20 protein-coding genes are annotated in these 19,547 nt (G+C 72.0%); 11 read left to right on the forward strand and 9 right to left on the reverse strand.

Annotated features, from left to right (window positions below; translation table 11 throughout):
• Positions 1–3: 3 nt before the first annotated feature.
• From ACH34R_RS29650 to ACH34R_RS29670, 5 genes are all read right to left on the reverse strand, one after another.
• Positions 4–2,100, reverse strand: a complete 2,097-nt coding sequence (locus ACH34R_RS29650) for a UvrD-helicase domain-containing protein (protein ID WP_397564820.1) — start codon at positions 2,098–2,100, stop codon at positions 4–6.
• Between the two features lie 13 nt (positions 2,101–2,113).
• Positions 2,114–4,393, reverse strand: a complete 2,280-nt coding sequence (locus ACH34R_RS29655; protein WP_397564821.1) for a hypothetical protein — start codon at positions 4,391–4,393, stop codon at positions 2,114–2,116.
• Positions 4,394–4,648: 255 nt separating this feature from the next.
• Positions 4,649–5,392 (reverse strand): class I SAM-dependent methyltransferase, encoded by a 744-nt coding sequence (locus tag ACH34R_RS29660; protein WP_397564822.1) that lies wholly within the window; start codon positions 5,390–5,392, stop codon positions 4,649–4,651.
• 468 nt (positions 5,393–5,860) lie between these two features.
• Positions 5,861–6,979, reverse strand: a complete 1,119-nt coding sequence (locus tag ACH34R_RS29665; RefSeq protein ID WP_397564823.1) for an ABC transporter substrate-binding protein — start codon at positions 6,977–6,979, stop codon at positions 5,861–5,863.
• A 103-nt stretch (positions 6,980–7,082) separates the two neighbouring features.
• Positions 7,083–7,322 carry a hypothetical protein gene (locus ACH34R_RS29670; protein WP_397564824.1) on the reverse strand — a complete coding sequence of 80 codons (240 nt, stop codon included), beginning with the start codon at positions 7,320–7,322 and terminating at the stop codon, positions 7,083–7,085.
• A gap of 110 nt (positions 7,323–7,432) precedes the next feature.
• On the opposite strand from ACH34R_RS29670, the gene fdxA reads away from it, so the two are divergent.
• From fdxA to ACH34R_RS29685, 3 genes are read left to right on the forward strand one after another with little or no spacing between them, the layout of a single operon-like run.
• Positions 7,433–7,756 (forward strand): ferredoxin, encoded by a 324-nt coding sequence (gene fdxA, locus ACH34R_RS29675; RefSeq protein ID WP_111168876.1) that lies wholly within the window; start codon positions 7,433–7,435, stop codon positions 7,754–7,756.
• Positions 7,757–7,789: 33 nt separating this feature from the next.
• Positions 7,790–8,869, forward strand: a complete 1,080-nt coding sequence (gene dapC / locus ACH34R_RS29680; protein WP_397564825.1) for a succinyldiaminopimelate transaminase — start codon at positions 7,790–7,792, stop codon at positions 8,867–8,869.
• An 11-nt stretch (positions 8,870–8,880) separates the two neighbouring features.
• Entirely contained in the window at positions 8,881–9,561 is a 681-nt protein-coding gene (locus tag ACH34R_RS29685) for a DUF4178 domain-containing protein (protein WP_397564826.1), read from the forward strand.
• A 19-nt stretch (positions 9,562–9,580) separates the two neighbouring features.
• On the opposite strand, the gene ACH34R_RS29690 is transcribed toward ACH34R_RS29685, so the two are convergent.
• Positions 9,581–10,435 (reverse strand): hypothetical protein, encoded by an 855-nt coding sequence (locus ACH34R_RS29690; protein ID WP_397564827.1) that lies wholly within the window; start codon positions 10,433–10,435, stop codon positions 9,581–9,583.
• A 101-nt stretch (positions 10,436–10,536) separates the two neighbouring features.
• Between ACH34R_RS29690 and ACH34R_RS29695 the strand changes: the two genes are divergently transcribed.
• The 6 genes from ACH34R_RS29695 to ACH34R_RS29720 all read left to right on the forward strand — a co-directional run bounded on the left by ACH34R_RS29695 (position 10,537) and on the right by ACH34R_RS29720 (position 15,177).
• Entirely contained in the window at positions 10,537–11,373 is an 837-nt protein-coding gene (locus tag ACH34R_RS29695) for a 2,3,4,5-tetrahydropyridine-2,6-dicarboxylate N-succinyltransferase (protein ID WP_111168880.1), read from the forward strand.
• 17 nt (positions 11,374–11,390) lie between these two features.
• Positions 11,391–12,449, forward strand: a complete 1,059-nt coding sequence (dapE, locus tag ACH34R_RS29700; RefSeq protein ID WP_397564828.1) for a succinyl-diaminopimelate desuccinylase — start codon at positions 11,391–11,393, stop codon at positions 12,447–12,449.
• Positions 12,450–12,678: 229 nt separating this feature from the next.
• Positions 12,679–13,473, forward strand: coding sequence for a TIGR00730 family Rossman fold protein (locus ACH34R_RS29705; protein WP_397564829.1), 795 nt, complete (start codon positions 12,679–12,681; stop codon positions 13,471–13,473).
• A 19-nt stretch (positions 13,474–13,492) separates the two neighbouring features.
• Positions 13,493–14,080, forward strand: coding sequence for a TIGR00730 family Rossman fold protein (locus tag ACH34R_RS29710; protein WP_397564830.1), 588 nt, complete (start codon positions 13,493–13,495; stop codon positions 14,078–14,080).
• Positions 14,081–14,146: 66 nt separating this feature from the next.
• Positions 14,147–14,617 carry a hypothetical protein gene (locus ACH34R_RS29715; protein WP_397564831.1) on the forward strand — a complete coding sequence of 157 codons (471 nt, stop codon included), beginning with the start codon at positions 14,147–14,149 and terminating at the stop codon, positions 14,615–14,617.
• Positions 14,614–15,177 (forward strand): DNA-3-methyladenine glycosylase I, encoded by a 564-nt coding sequence (locus ACH34R_RS29720; RefSeq protein WP_397564832.1) that lies wholly within the window; start codon positions 14,614–14,616, stop codon positions 15,175–15,177. The genes ACH34R_RS29715 and ACH34R_RS29720 overlap by 4 nt, the downstream gene beginning before the upstream one ends.
• 7 nt (positions 15,178–15,184) lie before the next feature.
• Here the strand turns inward: ACH34R_RS29720 and ACH34R_RS29725 are convergent, their stop codons facing one another.
• Entirely contained in the window at positions 15,185–15,964 is a 780-nt protein-coding gene (locus tag ACH34R_RS29725; protein ID WP_397564833.1) for an enoyl-CoA hydratase-related protein, read from the reverse strand.
• Complete coding sequence (locus ACH34R_RS29730; protein ID WP_397564834.1) at positions 15,961–16,755, reverse strand: PaaX family transcriptional regulator C-terminal domain-containing protein; 795 nt, start codon at positions 16,753–16,755, stop codon at positions 15,961–15,963. The genes ACH34R_RS29725 and ACH34R_RS29730 overlap by 4 nt, the downstream gene beginning before the upstream one ends.
• 180 nt (positions 16,756–16,935) lie before the next feature.
• Between ACH34R_RS29730 and ACH34R_RS29735 the strand changes: the two genes are divergently transcribed.
• Together ACH34R_RS29735 and ACH34R_RS29740 are read left to right on the forward strand one after the other, a co-directional pair.
• Positions 16,936–17,103: a DUF3117 domain-containing protein gene (locus ACH34R_RS29735; protein WP_083502187.1), complete on the forward strand. Its 168-nt coding sequence runs from the start codon at positions 16,936–16,938 to the stop codon at positions 17,101–17,103.
• 162 nt (positions 17,104–17,265) lie between these two features.
• Complete coding sequence (locus ACH34R_RS29740) at positions 17,266–18,699, forward strand: leucyl aminopeptidase (RefSeq protein WP_397564835.1); 1,434 nt, start codon at positions 17,266–17,268, stop codon at positions 18,697–18,699.
• A 19-nt stretch (positions 18,700–18,718) separates the two neighbouring features.
• Here the strand turns inward: ACH34R_RS29740 and ACH34R_RS29745 are convergent, their stop codons facing one another.
• Positions 18,719–19,369 (reverse strand): O-methyltransferase, encoded by a 651-nt coding sequence (locus ACH34R_RS29745; protein ID WP_397564836.1) that lies wholly within the window; start codon positions 19,367–19,369, stop codon positions 18,719–18,721.
• Positions 19,370–19,547: the final 178 nt, after the last annotated feature.

Below are 19,547 nucleotides of genomic sequence, written 5' to 3' on the forward strand. Positions count from 1 at the left end.
GGGTCAGGACGGCAGGAAAGGGCTTGCCCTGCCTGAATGGGACACATACAGCAGCTCGGCTGCCCTGGTGCAGGCCACGTACAGCAGGCCGCGCTCTCGTTGCAGGTCATGGGCCCTGGCCGCCGGGTCCTCTGCGGCCGGGGTCAGCGCCGCGGGGGAGGGCACGATCCCATCCGTCACGCCTATCACGGCCACCCGCCGGAACTCCAGCCCTTTCATAGCATGCAAGGTGCATACTCGAACCCCCAGATTCGCCTTTTCGGTCGCCGCTCGGGCCGCGCGGACGAAGTCGGCCTCCCGCGCGGCGACCGCGATCTCCGACACCGGCACGCGATCGTCGACCACCCACTCCTTCAGCATGGCGATCAGCCCCGACAGTTCCGCCTCCGCGGAGTCGTAGCCGACCACGACCGGCCGGGCCCCGTGCCCGTCCGAGCCGAACCCGAACAGCTCGTGCATGGTCTCCACCAGGCCGTCCACCGGGCCGCCGCCGCGCAGCCGCACGCTCCAGGAGAGCAGCTCGCGCGACAGCCGGCGGGAGACGTCGAGCCGCCGCGGCGTCGCGGCGATGCCCACCGCGCTCAGCGGGACCCGGTTGTCGGAGATCCGCTGGTGCGGGTCGCCGACGATGAACAGGTCGTCGCTCAGGTGCGGGACGGCCGCGCGCAGCAGCCGCCACTGTGCCGGGTGCAGATCCTGCGCCTCGTCCACGACGATATGCCGGTAGGGCTCCCGCAGGGGCCCGGAATCGTCCAACAGGTCGCCCGTGGTGCGGCTGAGCAGCGCGCACGCCTCGGCCGCGAGCTGTAGCAGCGTCCGCCGGCCGCTCTCCCGCAGCCTGGCCGTCACCTTCGCGATGGCCTGCCAGATCGCGGCCCGCTCGGCCTCGCCCAGGGCCACGCTGCGGCCCGGGCGCTCGGCGTCCAGGTACTCGGCGAGCGTGGTGAGGTTCTGGGCCAGCACCGCCTGTTCCCACTCGCGCAGCACGAAGCCGGGCGAGTGCGGGCCGCCCCTGGCCGCCTCGGCGAAGAGCCGGCCGACCTCGGCGTCGCCGGCCAGATTGGGCTTGCGGCCCTCGGCCTCGGTCATGATGTGGTGGGCCAGCCGGTCCACGTTGCCCACCTCGACCCGCTTGCGCCGCACGCAGTCGGTGACCAGCAGGTCCAGTTTCGCGCTCAGCAGGTCGCTCAGCCCCCGCGAGAACGTCACCAGCAGCACCGGCCCGGCCCCCTCCGCCGCCAGGTACGCCGCCCGGTGCAGCGCGATCAGGGTCTTGCCGGTGCCCACCCCGCCGGTGACCAGAACCGGACGCTCGTAGTGCGGGGTGCGCGACAGCCGGTGCTGCTGCGGGTGCAGGAAGACGCACCAGCCGGGGGAGCCGAGCACGCGGTCGAGTTCGGTGTGGTCGGCGACGAACGCCGCGCGGTCCGGGCTGCGCCGCAGCGCCGCCTGCACGTCGGTGGTGTCGATCGGGGCGTCGTCGATGGACGTGGCGGCGGCCGGCCAGGTGACGGCGGTACGCCAGGAGTCCAGGGCCCGCCAGGCCGCGGTCAGCGAGCCGGTCCTGGCCAGCTCGGCCAGCGGCGCGTACTGCGTCGGCGGCAGCAGCGGCTCCAGCGCCGCCAAGGTCGCCTCCGTGGACACCAGGCGGATGTACGGCAGCAGGCGCGGGTCGATGCCGACCGACGCCAGGTCCGCGTCGGGCACGTCGTCGAACAGACGTCTGCCGGGCCCGTCCGCCGAACGCCGCAACGCGGGCTCCGCCCGCTCCAGCGCCTCGGCGTCCCACACCTCGATGACGCCCAGCCTGGAGTTGACCCCGAACCCGAGGCCGCTCGCGTACGCCGACGCGTCGCCGTCCGGCAGCACCGTGAGCAGCCAGTAGACGTCGCCGTCGCGCAGCACCACCCCGCGGTACCGCTCGGCCAGGCGCAGCGTCGCCACCCGCGCGTCCCGCGCGTCGCCGACCTGCTCCGGGTACGGCGCGGCCGGGACCTGCTCAAGGAACCGCCGGATCGCGACAACGACGTCCCGGCGCACCGGTTCGGCCAGTGCGCGTAGTTCCCTGGGGAACTCGGGGGAGATCGCGAGCCGTGGCAAAGGCGGTCTCCGGCTAGGAGAGAAGTGACAGCAGATCGCGGTCACCACGCTCGCGCAGCCGTACCAGCAGGTCGGGGTGACCCACCGAACCGGCCATGCCGATCCGCGTGGCGATCACCCGCGACGCCTGGTCCGCGGTGTTGTCCGGCGCGGTGTAGCCGACCAGGCGCAGCGCCTGGGTGATCGGCTCCACGTCCGGGCCCGCGGCGTCCAGGTGCCTGGTCCGCAGCATGCCATCCTCGGACAGGGTCAGGAACAGATGGCCGCCCTCCTTGGCCTCGACTTCTTCGAGCAGCCGCAGCAGCGACTCCACCACCGGCCTGCTCTGCCAGGTCATCGTGAGGTCACCCGCGGTGCTGCTAACAGTACGGCTCTGGCCCGGGGACAGTCCTAGATAAGCGGCGAATCCGCTCGGCAGCGGGCACTCGGCGCCGTTCAGGTGCTCCTCGGTGAGGTCGATCCGCAGCCACCAGCGGCCGTCGGGCTGGCGGAAGCAGCGGCGGGTGAAGCTCACGTCCTTGAAGGGGCGGAAGCCTTTGGACGCGGGTTCCTGGCCGTGCGGCTCTTGGCCGGTCGGCTCCTGCTCGGCCGGTTCCTGCTCGGGTTCCGGGGCCGCCGGCTCGTCCAGGGGCTCAGGGGGGCCGGGGTGGGGCGGGGGCAGGGGGACCGCGGCGGCCGGGTCCGGGGGCGGGAGGGGGACGGCGGGGCCTTCCGGGGGCGGGAACGGCACGGGGAACCCGCCGGGCGGGGTCAGCTCGGCGGCGGGCTCCGGGGCGGGGAACGGAGGCATCAGCTCCGGCTCGGGAGCGGGCGGCAGGGGCGCGGGCTCCGGGAACGCGGCTTCGAGGGGGCCAGGTACGGGTTCCAGAGGGCCGGGGGCGGGCTGCGGGTACGCGGGTTCCGGGTACGCGGGTTCCGGATACGCGGGCGCGGGCGCGGGTTCTGGGTATGCGGGCGCGTGGTCGAGCTGGGCGGGGGCCGCCGGTTCCGGGTAGGCCGGTTCGAGCTGGGCGGGCGCCGGGTCGGCGGGGTACGCGGGCGGGGGCGTCGGCGCGGGCGGCTGGTTCAGGATGCGCAGCCGGGGGACGTTGGCCAGCCAGTCCCTGGCCACCTCCGGATGGATGCCGATGCCGACGACCAGCTCGATGGCCTGTTCGAGCGTCGGCGGGCGGTCCGCGTTGATGATCAGGCTGCGGGTGCGCTCGTGCAGCTCGTCCAGGTCGCCGTCCACGATCCAGCCGTCCATCAGCCGGTGCCCGGGCAGCGAGGCCAGCACGAACTGCCAGCCCGGCACCTCCAGCGCGCGGATCTCCTTGCCGTGCCAGTCCGCGGCCTCGACCAGCCGCGCCTTCGGCGCGGCCTTGCCCAGTGCCTGCTGCACGTCGGCGAGGTGCGTACGGTACGGCCGGGCGTCATCGCTCACCAGCCACTTCTTCAACCGCACCCGGAGGTCGGCCTCGACCTCCTCGATCTCGGGCGTCGAGACCGCGAACAGCTTGGCCAGCTCGTCCACCGCGCCGGGCGAGTCGGTGAACACCCGGTTCTGGGCCACCGCCCAGGTCTTGTCCTCCAGGCCGGTGAAGGCCGACTCGATCAGCGCGTGCAGATCGGGCTCCTCCGGCTCTTCGGGCTCCGGCGGCTCCTGCGGGATCAGCGGCTCGAACAGCGAGCGGCCGGAGGAGGCGCCGGGCGGCGGGCCCGGGGGCAGCGGCGGCAGGTTGGTGATGCCGAGGGCGGCCAGCGGCGCGAGGCCGGGCGGGGCGAGGTCCTGAGGCGGCACTGGGGGAGGCGGCGGTTCGAGGGGAGCGGGCGGTGGTTCCGCCGGCGCGGGCGGGGCCGCCGGCACGGCGGCGGGGATCTTGGGACGCCACAGGGCCTGGCCGTTGACCCGCTGCTCCAGCTTGGGCTCGCGTTCCTGGTCCTGCTCCTGCTCTTCGTTGGGCCGGGGTTCCGGTTCGGGCGCGGCCTCCGGGGCCTCCTCTGCGGCGGGCTCCGCGGCCCCCTCAGGGGTCAGGCGCAGGAAGGCGGCGGTGAACAGCGTGGTCAGTACCGGCCGGGCCTGTACGAACGGCTGGTCGATCAGCTCGCGGGCGCTGAGCGTGAGCAGTCCCGCCCAGGAACCGGCGCGGTCCAGGGCGATCGCCGTGTACGGGTCGTCGGCCTCGTCCGGGTCGAGTACGTACAGCGCGGGCAGTACGTCTCCCACGGACGCCGCGGGCCACTGCTCCAGGGCGATCTCCGCCAGCAGTTCGCCCAGCGCCTCGGGCGGGATCGTCGCCAGGACGCGCGACATCGGCAGGCTCCGCCACCACGCGTCCGGCAGGCCGGGTTGTCGGCGCAGGCGCGGAATGGTGGCCGCGTCACTCCATCGCAATGGAGGCACGAGGTCACTCAGGCAGAATCTCATCCCGTTCCCTCTCCGGCTTTCGCACCGACACCAGCCCCCATGGACCTCGCGCGCGGCCCTCCCGCTTGGAGTGCCGCGTGTGACCTACGAGACCAAGGAAGAGACATAGTTTGGCAAACCACCCCTGTGCTTCGGGGCGATTCAGCGTCGAACGGCGGCGAACCTGAGCCTCACGTAGTCCGCCATCCATCCGGTCTCCCGGCGCAGGGCCGGTGCGGCCAGCTCGTTCACCCGCCGGAGCAGCGGGTCCACCAGGTCCGGCGGCAGGCCCTCCAGCAGCGGCGCGCCGAACAACCGCACCCAGTCGGCCGCGCCGTCCGGGCACTCGTCCAGCGGTGTCGGACGGTCGAAGTACTCCAGCAGCCGGACGGCGAAGCCGCCCTGCTCCAGGCGGGTCGCATACTCGGCGGGTGTGGGGAAGAACCACGGCAACTCCGGCTCGCGCAGGCCGTACTCGCGCCAGGCTGTGGACATCGCCGCGATCATAGCCGCGCAGTTGCCCGCGCCGCCGAGTTCCGCGACAAACCGGCCACCGGGGCGCAACGCGTCACGGACGTTGGCGATCACGGCCGGCGGGTCCTTGCTCATCCAGTGCAGCGCGGCGCTGGAGAAGACCGCGTCGTACGGCTCGGCGACGGTGAAGTCGTGGCCGTCGCCGACGATGAAGTCCAGGCCGGGGTAGTGCGCGAGCGCCTTCTCGATCATCGCGGCCGACCCGTCGATGCCCAGAACCTCGGCCCCACGCGAGTGGATCTCCGAGGTGAGCGCTCCGGTGCCGCACCCGAGATCGAGCACCCGCTCACCGGGCCGCGGATCGAGCAACTCGACCAGCGGCGCACCCTGCGCCGAGACATAGCCGAAGGAGCTGTCACACGCACCGGACACGCCAGGTGCGGCCCACCGCGTCAGGCTCGGCGTGTCGTACCGCAAGACAATCAGCTCACATTCCGAGACACCCTGGGAACATTACGGCAGGGACACTCTAGAGCCTTCGCCCCGATAGATCGTATTCATCACAAAAGCCGCAACAGTCTCTGTGGTCACTCCAGCCCCAAACCCGACATTTCCCCTGCGCGGGTGGGGCGGCGGGTGTTCGGGATGAGGCTAGGGCCGGGAGGTGGGTGGGGCGTGCTGGCGGTGCCGTGGCTGAGGCACCGTGCCACCGCTCTGGCCTTGAACGTCCCCGCGCCCGCCTGGCAGTACTGCCTGAACCGCTGACTCGCCTGGCCACCCCGACTGCCACGCCGACAGCCGCTCCCAACGCCACACCCACCCCGCCCCATCAGGTGTACCGATCCCCGGCCCTCCCGTGTACCGAACCATCGGTCCGGCGGCTCGCCGGCGGTGGGGGGTTCAGCCGATCTGCTTGGGCCAGGATTGGCGGAGGTAGGTCTTGGCGGCGTCGGTTTCCGGGATGGTCAGGACGGCGGGGCGGCCCGCTGGGGCGGGTGGGAGTTTGGCGGCGGCCTCCTCGTTGATGGTGCCGCGCATGCGGAGGGCCTCCAGGCGGGACGGGCGGGCGAAGCCGGCCAGGAAGAGGTTCTGGCCCTCGTCGGAGAACAGGAACTCCTGCCACAGCCGGGCCGCCGCCGGGTGGGGCGCGTTCTTGTTGATCGCCTGGACGTAGTAGGAGGCGAGTGCCGCGTCGCGCGGGATGACGACCTTCCAGCCCTCGCCCTCGCGTGCCGCGCGGGCCGCGTTCAGGTGGTCCCAGTCGACCGCCGTGTTGGCCGGTTTGGGCGGCCGGGCGCCGGTGGTCACCAGGTTGCCCGCCTCCTTGAGGCGGGCGAAGAACCGCACCCCGCGCTCGGCCTTGGCCGCGCCCGAGGACATCGAGGCGGCCATCACGCCGTTGAACGCGGCGGCCGTCGAGAGCGGGCTGCCGGGCAGCGTCACCGCGTAGCCGGGCTTGAGCAGGTCGGCGAACGACGCGGGCGCCGGGACCTTGCGCGGGTCGTACCCGATCGACATGTAGCCGCCGTACCCCGCGTACCAGGCGCCCTCGTGGTCCTTCAGCTCGTCAGGGATGTCCTGCCAGGTCTGCACCCGGTAGCGGGCGAACCGCCCCGCGTTGGCCACCGCCACGTCGAGACCGAGGTCGAACACGTCGGGCACCGCCGCGGTCTTGCCCTCCCTGGCCGCCTGCGCGGCGGCGTCGATCTCGCGCCGGCTGCTGGCCCGCGGCTCCAGTTCGGTCACCTTGATGCCGTACTTGTCGCTGAACGCGCCGATCACGCCGCCGTAGTTGACCCAGTCGTGGGGCAGCCCGATGACGGTCAGCGAGCCTTCCTTCTTGGCGGCCTCGACCAGGCGGTCCATTGTGGTGAACCCCTCGCGCAGCGAGGCGGCCTGCGCGTTCACCGGAGGCAGCGGCTTGCCGCCCGCCTTGGGCGCGCTCTCGCCGCCGCATCCGGCGAGCGTGGCGACTGCGGCGGTGGCGGAAAGGAGCACGGCAGCGGTACGTACGGTCACAACACGAATACTTACCGCTACAATCGTCAGCGTCGAGGAGGCGCGGCGGTGTTCTTCCGAAGTCCCCGCGAAACCCCGGCGGAGACTCCGGGAAACCCCCGGCTCAACGACTGCGGCGCTCCGGAGGCGGCGGCACCACCTTGGCCGCCGCCAGGGTGTCTTCGGCGATCTCGACCAGCTCGCCGTCCCGCCTGCGCACGGCCAGGACCCCGCCGTGCCAGGAGACCAGATCGCCCACCACGTCGCGGAAGCCACCGGTCACGTGGCGGCGTATGCTCACGCGTCGTCCCACGTCGGCGGGGCTGATCGCGATCACGAGCCGGCCGCCGAACCTGGCCGTCACCGACTTTGCCCCCCTCCGTTTCAGAGAATCACCGGGCACGGCAATACTAGGGCGTAGCAACCCGCGGTCGAAGACCCGCGCCCAGGTGCGGAACGAAGAAGGAGCCCGAGGTGACCTACGTCATCGCGCAGCCTTGCGTGGATGTCCTGGACAAGGCGTGCATCGAGGAGTGCCCCGTCGATTGCATCTACGAGGGCCAGCGCATGCTCTACATCCACCCGGATGAGTGCGTGGACTGCGGCGCGTGTGAACCTGTGTGCCCGGTAGAGGCGATCTTCTATGAAGACGACACGCCCGAGCAGTGGAAGGACTACTACAAGGCCAATGTGGAGTTCTTCGACGACCTGGGCTCGCCGGGCGGCGCGTCGAAGGTCGGCAAGATAGACAAGGACCATCCCGTCGTGGCCGCCCTCCCGCCGCAGGCCGAGGACTGACCACCTGCGGAAGAGAGTTTTGGGGGACACGCTGTGAAGGCGCTGCCGGACTTCCCGTGGGATCGTCTCGCACCGTACAAAGAGCGCGCCTCGGCGCACCCCGGCGGGATCACGGACCTTTCGGTGGGCACGCCCGTCGATCCGGTTCCCGAGTCGGTACGGCAGGCGCTCGCCGCCGCCTCGGACAGTCCGGGCTATCCGCTGACCTATGGGACCGCCCGGCTTCGTGAGGCGGCGGCGAACCGGCTGCGGCGCACCCACGGCGTCGCCGCCGATCCCGCTGCCGTGCTGCCGACGATCGGTTCCAAGGAGCTGGTCGCCTGGCTGCCCACCCTGCTCGGGGTGCGCCCGGGGCAGCGCGTGATCTTTCCCGAGCTGGCCTATCCGACCTACGACGTCGGGGCCAGGCTGGCGGGGGCCGAGCCGTACGCGACGGACGGCCTGCTCGCGCTCGGGCCCGAGCCGGTGCCGCTGGTGTGGGTCAACTCGCCGTCCAACCCCACCGGCCGGGTGCTGCCCGCCGAGCACCTGCGCAAGGTCGTCTCGTGGGCGCGCGAACGCGGCGCGGTGGTCGCCTCCGACGAGTGCTACATCGATCTGGGCTGGGAAGAGTCGCCGATCTCGATCCTGCACCCCGACGTCTGCGGCGGCTCGCACGAGGGGCTGCTCGCGGTGCATTCGCTGTCCAAGCGGTCCAACCTGGCCGGCTACCGGGCGGCGTTCGTGGCGGGCGATCCGGCGCTGATCAAGGCGCTGCTGGAGGTGCGCAAGCACGCCGGGATGATCATGCCCGCGCCGGTCCAGGCCGCCATGACCGCGGCCCTCGACGACGACGCCCACGTGGCGGAGCAGCGCGAGCGTTACGCGGCCCGGCGGGCGGCGCTGCGCCCGGCGCTGACCGCGGCGGGCTGGCAGATCGAGCACTCCGAGGCGGGGCTGTACCTCTGGGCGTCCAACGGCGCCGATTGCTGGGAACAGGTGGCGGAGCTGGCGGCGAAGGGGATTTTGGTGACACCCGGTGACATTTATGGACCTACCGGTAGTCGTCACATCCGTGTTGCTATCACCGCCTCTGATGAGCGTATCGATGCGGCGGTGAGCCGCCTCCAGTAAGATCCCGCGGCATGACCTCTGCGGTCGTACTCGGCTTGAGCATCGCCATGCTCGCCCTTCTGCTTGTCGCGTATCTCGCCACGACGCGGCAGGACAGAAAGGGCAAGTCCATGCGTTCCGCCGGGTCGCCCCCCCAGCCGCAGCCCGCTCCCGTACAGGAGCCGGCCTCGTCGTCGCGCGCGTCCGGTCCCGGACGCGCCGGCAGCGACTACCCTGACCCCCGCACCATCAGGGTGGGCGACACCGTCGGATACCAGGGCGTGCGGGCCCGTGTGCAGGGTGCGCTGTACCTGTCCTCACAGGGCAAGGAATGGACGCACTACCTGCTCGACGACGGCACCCGCCGTACACAGTGGCTCTCGGTGGTGGAACAGGGCGGCACGCCCGGCGGCGATCCAAGCCATCTTGAGGTCGAGCTGTGGACGACGGTGCCGACCCAGGGCATGGTCCCGGCCAAGAGCATGCTGATCATGGAGGGCGTGGAGTTCTTCCCGATCGAACGGGGCACCGCCGCCTTCCGCTCTGAGGGCGTGACCGAGCGTCCGGAGCGCGGGCTGCTCGACTTCGCCGACTACCGCGCGGACGACGGGCGGCTGCTGTCCTTCGAGCGGGTCCAGGGGCAGGCGTGGACCGCCTCCTACGCGAGCCCGCTGCCGCCGGGATCCATCGAGATCGAGCGCCCGAAGAACTGACCGCCGGAGCGGCGGGGCCTCAGGTCAGTTCGACGTGGCGGGCGGGGGCCTTGGTGTCGTCCCGCCAGCCGGTCTGCCCGTCGTCGGCCGACCAGGCGAGCCGGTCGAACCTGATCTTGCGCAGGCCGTACCGCTGGGCGTGCGCGACCGACCAGGCGGCGATCAGCCAGCCGCGCCGCGAGCTGGACGCGCTGATCCGGGTGCCCTGGGCGTCGAGCGTGACCGAGGCCGCCGCCGCGCCCAGCGCCCTGACCAGCTCCTTGCGCGCGGCGTCGGGCTTGGCCTTGGGGGCCGGACCCTCGCTGGGCTTGGGAAACCAGCAGTTCAACGCCTTCGGCACCCGCCCGGTGAAGGCGGCGGCGAGGATCTTGGCGTCCTCCTCGTGCTGGGCGTAGGCGGTGCCGTCCGCCGAGCGCTGCACCTCCTGGGCCGCCTCGTGCAGCGGCTTCTTGCGGTAGTCGGGCACCTTGACCAGCGCCGCGAAGAACCGTGTCGAGGCGTAGACCGGGTCCTGGAGCTGCGCCGCGCTGCCCCAGCCCTGGGAGGGACGCTGCTGGAAGACGCCGACGGAGTCGCGGTCGCCGAACGGCAGGTTGTACAGCTTGGACTCCTGGAGGCCGGTCGCGTACGCGATCACCACGGCCCGCTCGGGCAGCTTGCGCCGCGCGGCCACCGCCGCGATGGTCGAGGCCACCGACGCCTGCTCGATCTCCAGGTCGAGCTGCCCACGCGGTGTGGTGATGTGGCAGCGCTCGGTGAGCACCAGCGGCCGGGTGCGATTGAGCATCCACAGCACACCACCGGTGATCGCGACGGCGAGCACGACGACGATGACGCCGATCGCGACAACCCCATGAGAGAAGCCTTTCCGCACGTTAAGAACCTATACGCAGCCGGGTGCCGACGGTGCGCGGTCGCGCGGGGTGCGGAGCGTATTCACAGTGTCGGCGGGACGACCCACTAAGCTCCCCTCTCATGACGCAGAGCTTTTCCAGTCCGCTGCCGCCTGCCGTAGACGAGCTGTGGGAGCGCAGGGCGGAACTGAGCCCCGACGACGCCGAGGCGCGCGGCGTGGTCGTCGGCGCGGTCGACCTCCTCGACACCGGCAAGGCCCGGGTCGCCTTCGTGGACGACGCGAGCGGCGAGGTCGTGGTGGACGAGCGCGCCAAGCGCGCGATCCTGCTGAGCTTCCGGGTGCTCGGCATGTCGCGCTCGCAGGTCGGTGACTTCCAGCACAACGACCGCATCCCGCTGAAGACGACGTTCGACGGTGTCCGCGTGGTACCCGGCGGGATCGCCCGGTGGGGGGCGTTCCTGGCGCCCGGCGTGGTGATGATGCCGTCGTTCGTCAACATCGGCGCGTACGTCGACGCCGGCACGATGGTCGACACCTGGGCCACGGTCGGTTCGTGCGCCCAGATCGGCGCGAACGTCCACCTGTCCGGCGGGGTGGGCATCGGCGGCGTCCTGGAGCCGCCCAACGCCGTCCCGGTGATCGTCGAGGACGAGGCGTTCATCGGCTCGCGGTGCATGGTCGTGGACGGCGCGCGGGTGCGCAGGGGCGCCAAGCTCGGCGCGGGCACCGTGCTCACCGCCACCACCCGCGTGTACGACGTGGAGACCGGCGAAGAACTGCCCCAGGGCGAGGCTCCCGCCTGGTCCGTCTGCGTCGAGGGCACCCGCGTCAAGAGCTTCCCCGGCGGCGACTTCGGCATGCGCTGCATGCTGGTGCTCAAGCGCCTGGCCGAGGGCGAGCAGCACGACAAGCTCAAGCTCAACGAGATCCTGCGCGAGCACGGCGCGAACGCTTGAGCGGCCGGGCTCCCGACATGCGTTTGGACCTCACCCAGGAGGCGTGGCGGCTCGCCGCGCGGATCGTCGACATCGAGTCGGTCAGCGGCGGCGAGCGCGCCCTCGCCGACGCGATCGAGCAGGCCCTGCTGCCGTCGCCGCACCTCACCGTGCTGCGCGACGGCAACGCCGTGGTGGCCCGCACCGACCTCGGACACCCGGAGCGGGTCGTCATCGCCGGGCACATCGACACCGTGCCGGTCGCCGACAACCTGCCGAGCAAGGTCAGCGGCGACCGCCTGTACGGCTGCGGCACCTCCGACATGAAAAGCTCGGTGGCGGTGGCGCTGCGGATGGCCGCCCGGCTTACCCGCCCCAACCGGGACATCACCTACATCTTCTACGACTGCGAGGAGATCGAGGCCGAGCGCAACGGCCTGCGCCGGCTCAGCCTGGCCCACCCCGACTGGCTGAGCGCCGACTTCGCGGTGCTGATGGAGCCGACCGACGGGCTGATCGAGGGCGGCTGCCAGGGCACCCTGCGCGCGGAGGTGGTGGCCCGGGGCACCCGGGCGCACAGCGCGCGCTCGTGGTTCGGGGTCAACGCCATCCACGGCATCCTGCCGATCCTCACCATCCTGGACTCCTACGAGGCCAGGCGGCCGGTGGTGGACGGGCTGGAGTACCACGAAGGGCTCAACGCGGTCCGCGTGCGCGGCGGCGTGGCGGGCAACGTGATCCCGGACGAGTGCGTGGTCACGGTCAACTACCGCTTCGCCCCCGACCTGGACCTCGCGCGGGCCAGGCAGCATGTCAGGGACGTCTTCGCCGGGTTCGACGTGCTGTTCACCGACGGCGCTCCGGGGGCGCGGCCCGGGCTCACCCATCCGGCCGCGGCGGCGTTCGCCTCGGCGGTGGGCGGCGCCCTGCGGGCCAAGCTGGGCTGGACGGACGTCGCGTTGTTCTCCGCGCTGGGCGTGCCCGCGGTCAACTACGGGCCGGGCGATCCGAATTTGGCGCACCAGCGCGAGGAGTGGGTGTCGCTGCCGAAGATCGAGGAATGCGAGCAGGCGATGCTCGCGTGGCTGTCGGCCTGACAGGACCAAGGGGTGAGCCGCCCGCCGGGCGGAACTTACCCGTACATATGAAAGTGGCTTTCCTCGCCGGCCATTTGACGGGGAAAGCCACTTTCAGTCCCGAGCAGCACCCTCGACTGTTAGACGCGCCCTCGGCGAATTCCGGTTCCGCCCTCCCGCGGACTTTTTTCAAGATTCTTCTCGACCCTCCGGCGACGCGCGCGCGAGTGGTTCCGGCTAGCGTGACCGCATGAGACAGCAGCGTCCGGAACGCCGGCACGGGGCCTCGCTCGTGCGTGGCGCCCTCGTCCCCGACTCCACCCACGACCAGCGGCTCCTCGACCGGAGGGGCCCGGCGGAATGGCTGCACATGGACCCATGGCGGGTGCTGCGCATCCAGGCGGAGTTCGTGGAGGGCTTCGGTCAGCTCGCGGAGCTGCCGCCCGCGGTCACCGTGTTCGGCTCCGCCCGCACCCCGGAGGACTCCCCCGAATACCAGATGAGCGTGCAGTTGGGCCGCGCGCTCGCCGAGGCGGGTTACGCCGTGATCACCGGTGGCGGGCCCGGGTGCATGGAAGGCGCCAACCGCGGGGCCAGGGAGGCCGGCGGCATCTCGGTGGGCCTCGGCATCGAACTTCCCTTCGAGCAGCGGATGAACGACTATGTGGACCTCGGCATCGAGTTCCGCTATTTCTTCGTCCGCAAGACCATGTTCGTCAAGTACGCCAACGGCTTCATCACGCTGCCCGGCGGCTTCGGCACGCTGGACGAGCTGTTCGAGGCGCTGACCCTCGTCCAGACCGGCAAGGTCACCTCCTTCCCGGTGATCCTGCTGGGCAGCCGCTACTGGGGCGGGCTCATCGACTGGATCCGCGGCACGCTGGAGTCCACCGGCAAGATCTCCTCCAAGGACCTGGACCTGGTGCAGATCACCGACGACGTGGACGAGGCGGTGGCGGCCATCGCCGAGTCCGACGAGCGGCGGCTGGCCCGGCTGCGCGAGGAGCGCGAGGCCGTGGAGAGCAATGTCGCGGCGGGCGAGTGAGGGCCGTTAAGGTCGTCGGGTGTTCGTCTGTGTGTACTGCGCGTCCAGCCAGAAGATAGACCAGCGCTATGTGGATCTCGCCTACGACGTCGGCGTACGACTGGCCGAACGCGGGCACACCCTGGTCAGCGGAGGGGCCACGGTCTCCTGCATGGGCGCGGTGACGCGCGGTCACCGCGCCGCCGGAGGGCGGACGATCGGGGTCATCCCGCAGGTCCTGGTGGACATCGAGATCGCCGACGAGGAGTCCGACGAGCTGATCGTCACTCCCGGCATGCGCGAGCGCAAGGCGGTCATGGACGAGCGCTCCGACGCCTTCCTGGTGCTGCCCGGCGGCATCGGGACCATGGAGGAGTTGTTCGAGATCTGGACCGCACGGGTGATCGGGATACACGACCGGCCGCTGGTCGTGCTCGACCCCTGGGGCCTGTACGAGCCGCTGCGCGACCTGGTCGGCGGCATGTACGAACAGGGCTTCACCCGCCCCGACGTGTTCGACGTGATCTCCTTCACGACCACCGTCGAGGAGGCCATGCAGCGGATCGAGGCCCGTACGCAGCGGATCAGGCCCACCGCCGGCGAACTCGCGGAATCCGTTGAGGACTGATCGGGCGGAGCGATGAGGCGGGTGTGACGAGGCCCGACCATCGGGGAATTGTGGCACGATTCGTATGTGCTGGTCGTACTCGCCCTCGCCGCCCTGGCGATCCTGGGCGGCGTGGTAATGGTGGCCACGGGCCGCGGCGGTGAGATGCAGGACTTCCCGCCCGACGTCCCGCCGCTCGACCTGCCCGCCGCCGGACAGCTCGCCGCCGTCGACTTCGTCGCCCTGCAACTCCCGGTCAGCCTGGTCGGCTATCACACCCAGACCGTCGATGAGACGCTGCACCGCGCGGCCGGGGCCATCAGCGCCAGGGACACCCGGATCGCGGTCCTGGAGCAGCGGGTCACCGAACTGCTCGCGCACCGGCTGCACGCCCGGCAGGAGGCCCAGGCGGGCCGCGCGGGGGCCGCGCCGCACGGCGACCCGCGCCCGCGCGTCGAGCACCGGCCCGAGGGCCCCGAGGTGCCGCCCGAGCTGCCCCAGGACGAATCACAGGACACGGAGGAAGCCGAGAAGGCCGGCGCGGAGGAGACCAGGTGACCGCGCAGGCCGCCGATCCGGTCCGCTGCGGGTGGGCCACCTCCGCGCCCGACTACATCGACTACCACGACCGTGAGTGGGGCCGCCCGGTCCGCGGCGATGACAAGGTCTTCGAGCGGATCACCCTGGAGGCGTTCCAGTCGGGCCTGTCCTGGCTGCTCATCCTGCGCAAGCGGGAGGGCTTCCGGGAGGCGTTCGCCGGGTTCTCCATCCCGCGGGTCGCCGCGTTCACCGAGAGCGACGTCGAGCGGCTGCTCGGCGACGCGCGCATCGTCCGCAACCGGGCCAAGATCGAGGCCGCGATAGCCAACGCGCGCGCCGCCCTCGATGTCCCCGGCGGCCTGTCCGACCTGGTGTGGCGGTACGCCGACCCCGATTCGCCGGCGCCGAAGACGACCGCCGACGTGCCCGCCCAGACCCCCGGCTCCAAGGCGCTGGCCAAGGAGCTGAGGGCCCGCGGGTTCAGGTTCGTCGGGCCGACCACCGCGTACGCGCTGATGCAGGCGATCGGCCTGGTCAACGACCACCTGGCCGACTGCTGGGTGCGCGACCCGGGCTGAGCCGCGCTCAGCGCCCGTGGAAGACCGGGCGCTCCTTGGCGACGAACGCCGCGGTGGCGGCCTGGTGGTCGGCGGTCGCGGCGCAGGCGTCCTGTAGGTCGGCCTCCAGGTCCAGCGACTGCGACAGGGTGTGCGCGGCGCCGAAGGCCAGCGCGCGCTTGGTGGCCGCGTACGCCCGGGTGGGGCCCTCCGCCAGTCGTACGGCCAGCTCGCGGGCCGACTTGGCCAGCTCGTCGGCGGGCACCACGCGCGAGACCAGCCCCAGCTCCCTGGCCCGCTCGGCGGACACCGGGTCGCCGAGCAGGAGCAGCTCGGCGGCGACCGAGGGGCCGACCAGCCGTGGCAGCGTCCACGACGCGCCGGAGTCGGGAGCCAGGCCGATGGCCGCGAACGCCATCGCGAACTTCGCGTTCTCCGACGCGATCCGCAGGTCGCAGGCGAAGGCCAGGGACGCGCCAGCGCCCGCCGCCACGCCGTTGACCGCCGCGATGACCGGCTTGGCCATCTCGGTGATGGTCCGCACGATCGGGTTGTAGTGGTGGCGCACGGTACCGGCCAGGCCCTTGCCCGCCGCCAGGTTGCCGGCGTGCTCGCGGAGGTCCTGGCCGGCGCTGAACGCCTTGCCCGCGCCGGTCACCAGCACCGCGCGGACCGCGTCGTCTTCGGCGGCCCTGGTCAGGGCGGCGAGCAGGTCCGCCTTCATCGAGGCGACCAGGGCGTTGAGCGCGTCGGGGCGGTCGAGGGTGACGGTGGCCACGCCGGACTCGACATCGTAGCGGATGCTCACTGATTCTCCTGCGGATCGGCGAGGGTGCGGTCGACGAAGGCGGCGGCGGCCGGGAGCAGCCGGGCCGCCTCCTGCTCGAAGAAGCTACGGGCCTTCTCCCCGGGCCAGGCGGGCGGGAGCAGCTCCGCCGGCAGGCCCGGATCGCGGAACAGGAAGTTGCGCCAGCCGTGGACCAGCCTGCTGCGCACCGCGAAGACCAGGTCGTCGGGGGCCCTGCCGGGGACCGCGCCGACCAGGTCGGCGGCCTGGGACAGCCACAACTCGTAGGCGCCCGCGATGCTCGCGAGGTCCCATGCGCGGGCGACCAGCTCGCGCGGGTCGCCGTCGAGCGCGGCCTCGAACAGGTCGGCGTGGACCTGTTCGGCGGTCAGCAGCGTGGCCAGCTCGGGGGAGGGGCGGGGGCCGATCCAGGTGGTCTCCGACAGCGGCGCGTAGCCGAGAAAGGCGAGGTCGGCCCGCAGCCGCTCGCGTTTGGGCCGCTCGCGCACCTGCTCGACCACCACGACGTGCCACTTTCCCGGCCAGGAGATCGTTCCGGGCCGGTAAATTCTGAGTGCGGCTTCGTCCAGGCGCCGTACGCACTTGGGGGTCACCGCGTAGCCGGGCCCCTGGGGCACCCGCATCGGCGCCAGCCACCCTTGGCGCACCATGCGCGAGATGGCCGTCCGCACGGCGGGAGCGGCGATCTCAAGCGGCGCGAGCAGGCGTACCAGGGCGGCGACCGAGGCGTGGCCGCCCCGGGAACGCAGGTGGTCCCCGTACAGATCGAATAGCGCGGCGCGGGCGTTCACGAGGACCAGTTTGGCGCTCCGAAGGGGGCCCGACAACGCATTCTGGGAGGAGATCGTTACCCGGTAGCCACCGAGAGGCGGGATAATAGGACATCCAGAAGACGTGAATGCGCCGGCCGCCCCCAGCGGGTGGGCCGGATATCGCGACAGCGGAGTCCAAAGGCAGGAAGGGATGCACGCATGGCGGCGATGAAGCCGCGGACCGGCGATGGTCCGCTGGAGGTCACCAAGGAAGGGCGGGGCATTGTCATGCGGGTCCCTCTGGAGGGTGGCGGCCGGCTGGTCGTCGAACTCTCCGCGGACGAGGCCAGCGCACTAGGCGACGCGCTGAAGAACGTCGTCGGCTGACCGGCACCCAGACCTGATCGACGGCCCTGGCCGCAGGACCATCCCCGCCGCTCGGGTGGTCGGCGCCGGGGCCGTTGATGTTGGGGCGGGCCCTCCCTTCCGGCCCGCCCGCCATGAGCTCCGCGGCGCACGCCGCCCCACGACCGTAGGAGTAGAGGCAAGGTGCCCATCCAGACCACGATCTCCATCGCCGGCCGCCCGGCTGCGGACGCGACCCTGCTGGCCGTCCCCTACACCGCGGATCTCGACCCCGACGTGTCCGGGCTCCCGGTGCCCGCGCGAGACCTGCTCGCCCTGCACAAGGCCAAGGCGGAGCCGGGGGAGGTCGTGGAGACCCCGGTGGCGCGCGGCGGCGGGGTGGGCCGCGTCCTGCTGTACGGCACCGGCGACGCCGGTCCCGACGCGCTGCGCAAGGCGGGCGCGGCCGTGGTGCGCCGGGCCAAGGGGCACGAGTCGGTGAGCGTGACGCTGCCGGCGGCCGGGCCGGTGGCGGCGTTCGCGGAGGGCGCGCTGCTCGGCGCGTACACGTTCCGCATCGGCGAGCAGCGCGGCAAGGCCGTCGGGCGGGTCGAGTTCGTCGCCGCCGACCCCGGCGCGGTGGCCGACGACGTGCGCGCGGGCGAGCTGGTCGCGCGGTCCGTCGCGATCGCCAGAGACCTGGCCAACACCCCCGCGTCGGTCAAGACGCCCGCCTGGCTCGCTGAGAGGGCCGTGGAGCACACGGCCGACCAAGGGGTCACCGTGCGCGTGTGGAGCCCGCAGGAGCTGCGTGAGAGCGGTTTCGGGGGCATTCTGGCGGTGGGGCAGGGTTCGGCGAGCCCGCCGCGGTTCATCGAGCTGTCCTACCGCCCCGAAGGCGGCGACGACGGCCGCCACGTGGTGCTGGTCGGCAAGGGCATCACGTTCGACAGCGGCGGCCTGTCCCTCAAGCCGACCGCGAACATGAAGTCCCAGAAGACCGACATGGCGGGCGGCGCGACGGTGATCGCGGTGCTGTCGGCGCTGCGCCGCCGCGGTGTGCGGGCCCGGGTGACCGGCCTGGTCGCCGCCGCCGAGAACATGCCGTCCGGCACCGCCCAGCGGCCCAGCGACGTCATCACCCAGTACGGCGGGCGCACCGTCGAGGTGCTCAACACCGACGCCGAGGGCCGCCTGGTGCTGGCCGACGCCCTCGCCTACGCCGACGCCGTGCTCGCCCCCGACGCCGTCATCGACGTCGCCACCCTCACCGGGGCCATCAACGTGGCCCTCGGCCCGAGTCACGCCGGTCTCTACTCCTCCGACGAGGAGCTGGCGCGGTCGCTGATCGCGGCGGGCGAGGACAGCGGCGACCGGATGTGGCGGATGCCGCTCATCGACGACTACCGGCCCGCCCTGGAGTCCCCGATCGCCGACCTGGCCAACGTGGAGTCCGGCACGACGTACGGCGCGGGGTCGATCACCGCGGCGCTGTTCCTGCGGGAGTTCACCGGCGGGCGGCCCTGGGCGCACCTCGACATCGCGGGCACCGGCCGCAGCGTCGTGGACGAGGGCCTGTTCACCAAGGGCGCGACCGGCTTCGGAGTGCGCGCGCTGCTGCGCTGGCTCGACTCCTGAGCCCGGCTCCCGAAAAGGCTCAGCCGGCGATCTTCACCGCGGCCAGCAGGCCGTCGCCGAGCGGGATGAGCAGCGGGCGGAGCCGGTCATCGCCGCGGACCAGCTTGCCCAGCTCGCGGATCACGACCGTGTCCGGGTCGCGCTGGGCCGGGTCGGCGACGCGGTCCTGCCACAGCGCGTGGTCGAAGACCACGATGCCGCCCACGCGCAGGACGCGGACCGCCTCGGCCAGGTAGTCGGGGTATTCGTGCCTGGCGCCGTCGGCGAACACCATGTCGTACCCGCCGTCGGCGAGCCGGGGCAGCACGTCGAGCGCCCGCCCGGCGATCAGCCGGGTGCGGCCCCCGGCGAAGCCCGCCTGCGAGAACGCCTCACGGGCCAGCCGCTGGTGCTCCGGCTCGACGTCCACGCTGGTCAGCGTGCCGTCCGGACGCATGCCGCGAAGCAGCCAGAGCCCGGACACCCCGCAGCCGGTGCCGATCTCCACGACGGCCTTGGCGTTGATCGCCGAGGCCAGGAAGCACAGCGCGGCCCCGCCGCCCGGCATTATCGGCGCCGCCCCCACCTCCTCGCCGCGGCGGCGTGCGGCACGCAGGATGTCGTCCTCGGGATGGAACTCCTGGGCATAGGCCAGAGTGGCCTCCACCGGACTTTTCGGCGTCCCGCCCATTGGCCTCTCCTCCCTGCTTTCGCCGTACGCACTGTTTGGTGGCTGGTCGCAGCCTAGGGGAGGGAAGCGCGAACGGGAACTCATGTGACCCCCGGTGCGTTGCACGGTTTAAGCGGCCTTTGCCGGTCGGCAAGGCATTCAGTGCGCATGAAGGGACGAAACCAGGCACTATGGCGAT

Source organism: Spongiactinospora sp. 9N601, assembly GCF_044326295.1.
Classification (GTDB): domain Bacteria; phylum Actinomycetota; class Actinomycetes; order Streptosporangiales; family Streptosporangiaceae; genus Spongiactinospora; species Spongiactinospora gelatinilytica.

Bases quoted from the DNA above. Each gene is read 5' to 3' on its own strand.
- ACH34R_RS29655 (WP_397564821.1), bottom strand. From the start codon at position 4,393: ATGTCGCGCGTCCTGGCGACGATCCCGCCCGAGGCGCTGGGCGAACTG.
- ACH34R_RS29685 (WP_397564826.1), top strand. From the start codon at position 8,881: ATGACCTCTGCGGTCGTACTCGGCTTGAGCATCGCCATGCTCGCCCTT.
- ACH34R_RS29695 (WP_111168880.1), top strand. From the start codon at position 10,537: ATGACGCAGAGCTTTTCCAGTCCGCTGCCGCCTGCCGTAGACGAGCTG.
- dapE (WP_397564828.1), top strand. From the start codon at position 11,391: ATGCGTTTGGACCTCACCCAGGAGGCGTGGCGGCTCGCCGCGCGGATC.
- ACH34R_RS29705 (WP_397564829.1), top strand. From the start codon at position 12,679: ATGAGACAGCAGCGTCCGGAACGCCGGCACGGGGCCTCGCTCGTGCGT.
- ACH34R_RS29735 (WP_083502187.1), top strand. From the start codon at position 16,936: ATGGCGGCGATGAAGCCGCGGACCGGCGATGGTCCGCTGGAGGTCACC.
- ACH34R_RS29745 (WP_397564836.1), bottom strand. From the start codon at position 19,369: ATGGGCGGGACGCCGAAAAGTCCGGTGGAGGCCACTCTGGCCTATGCC.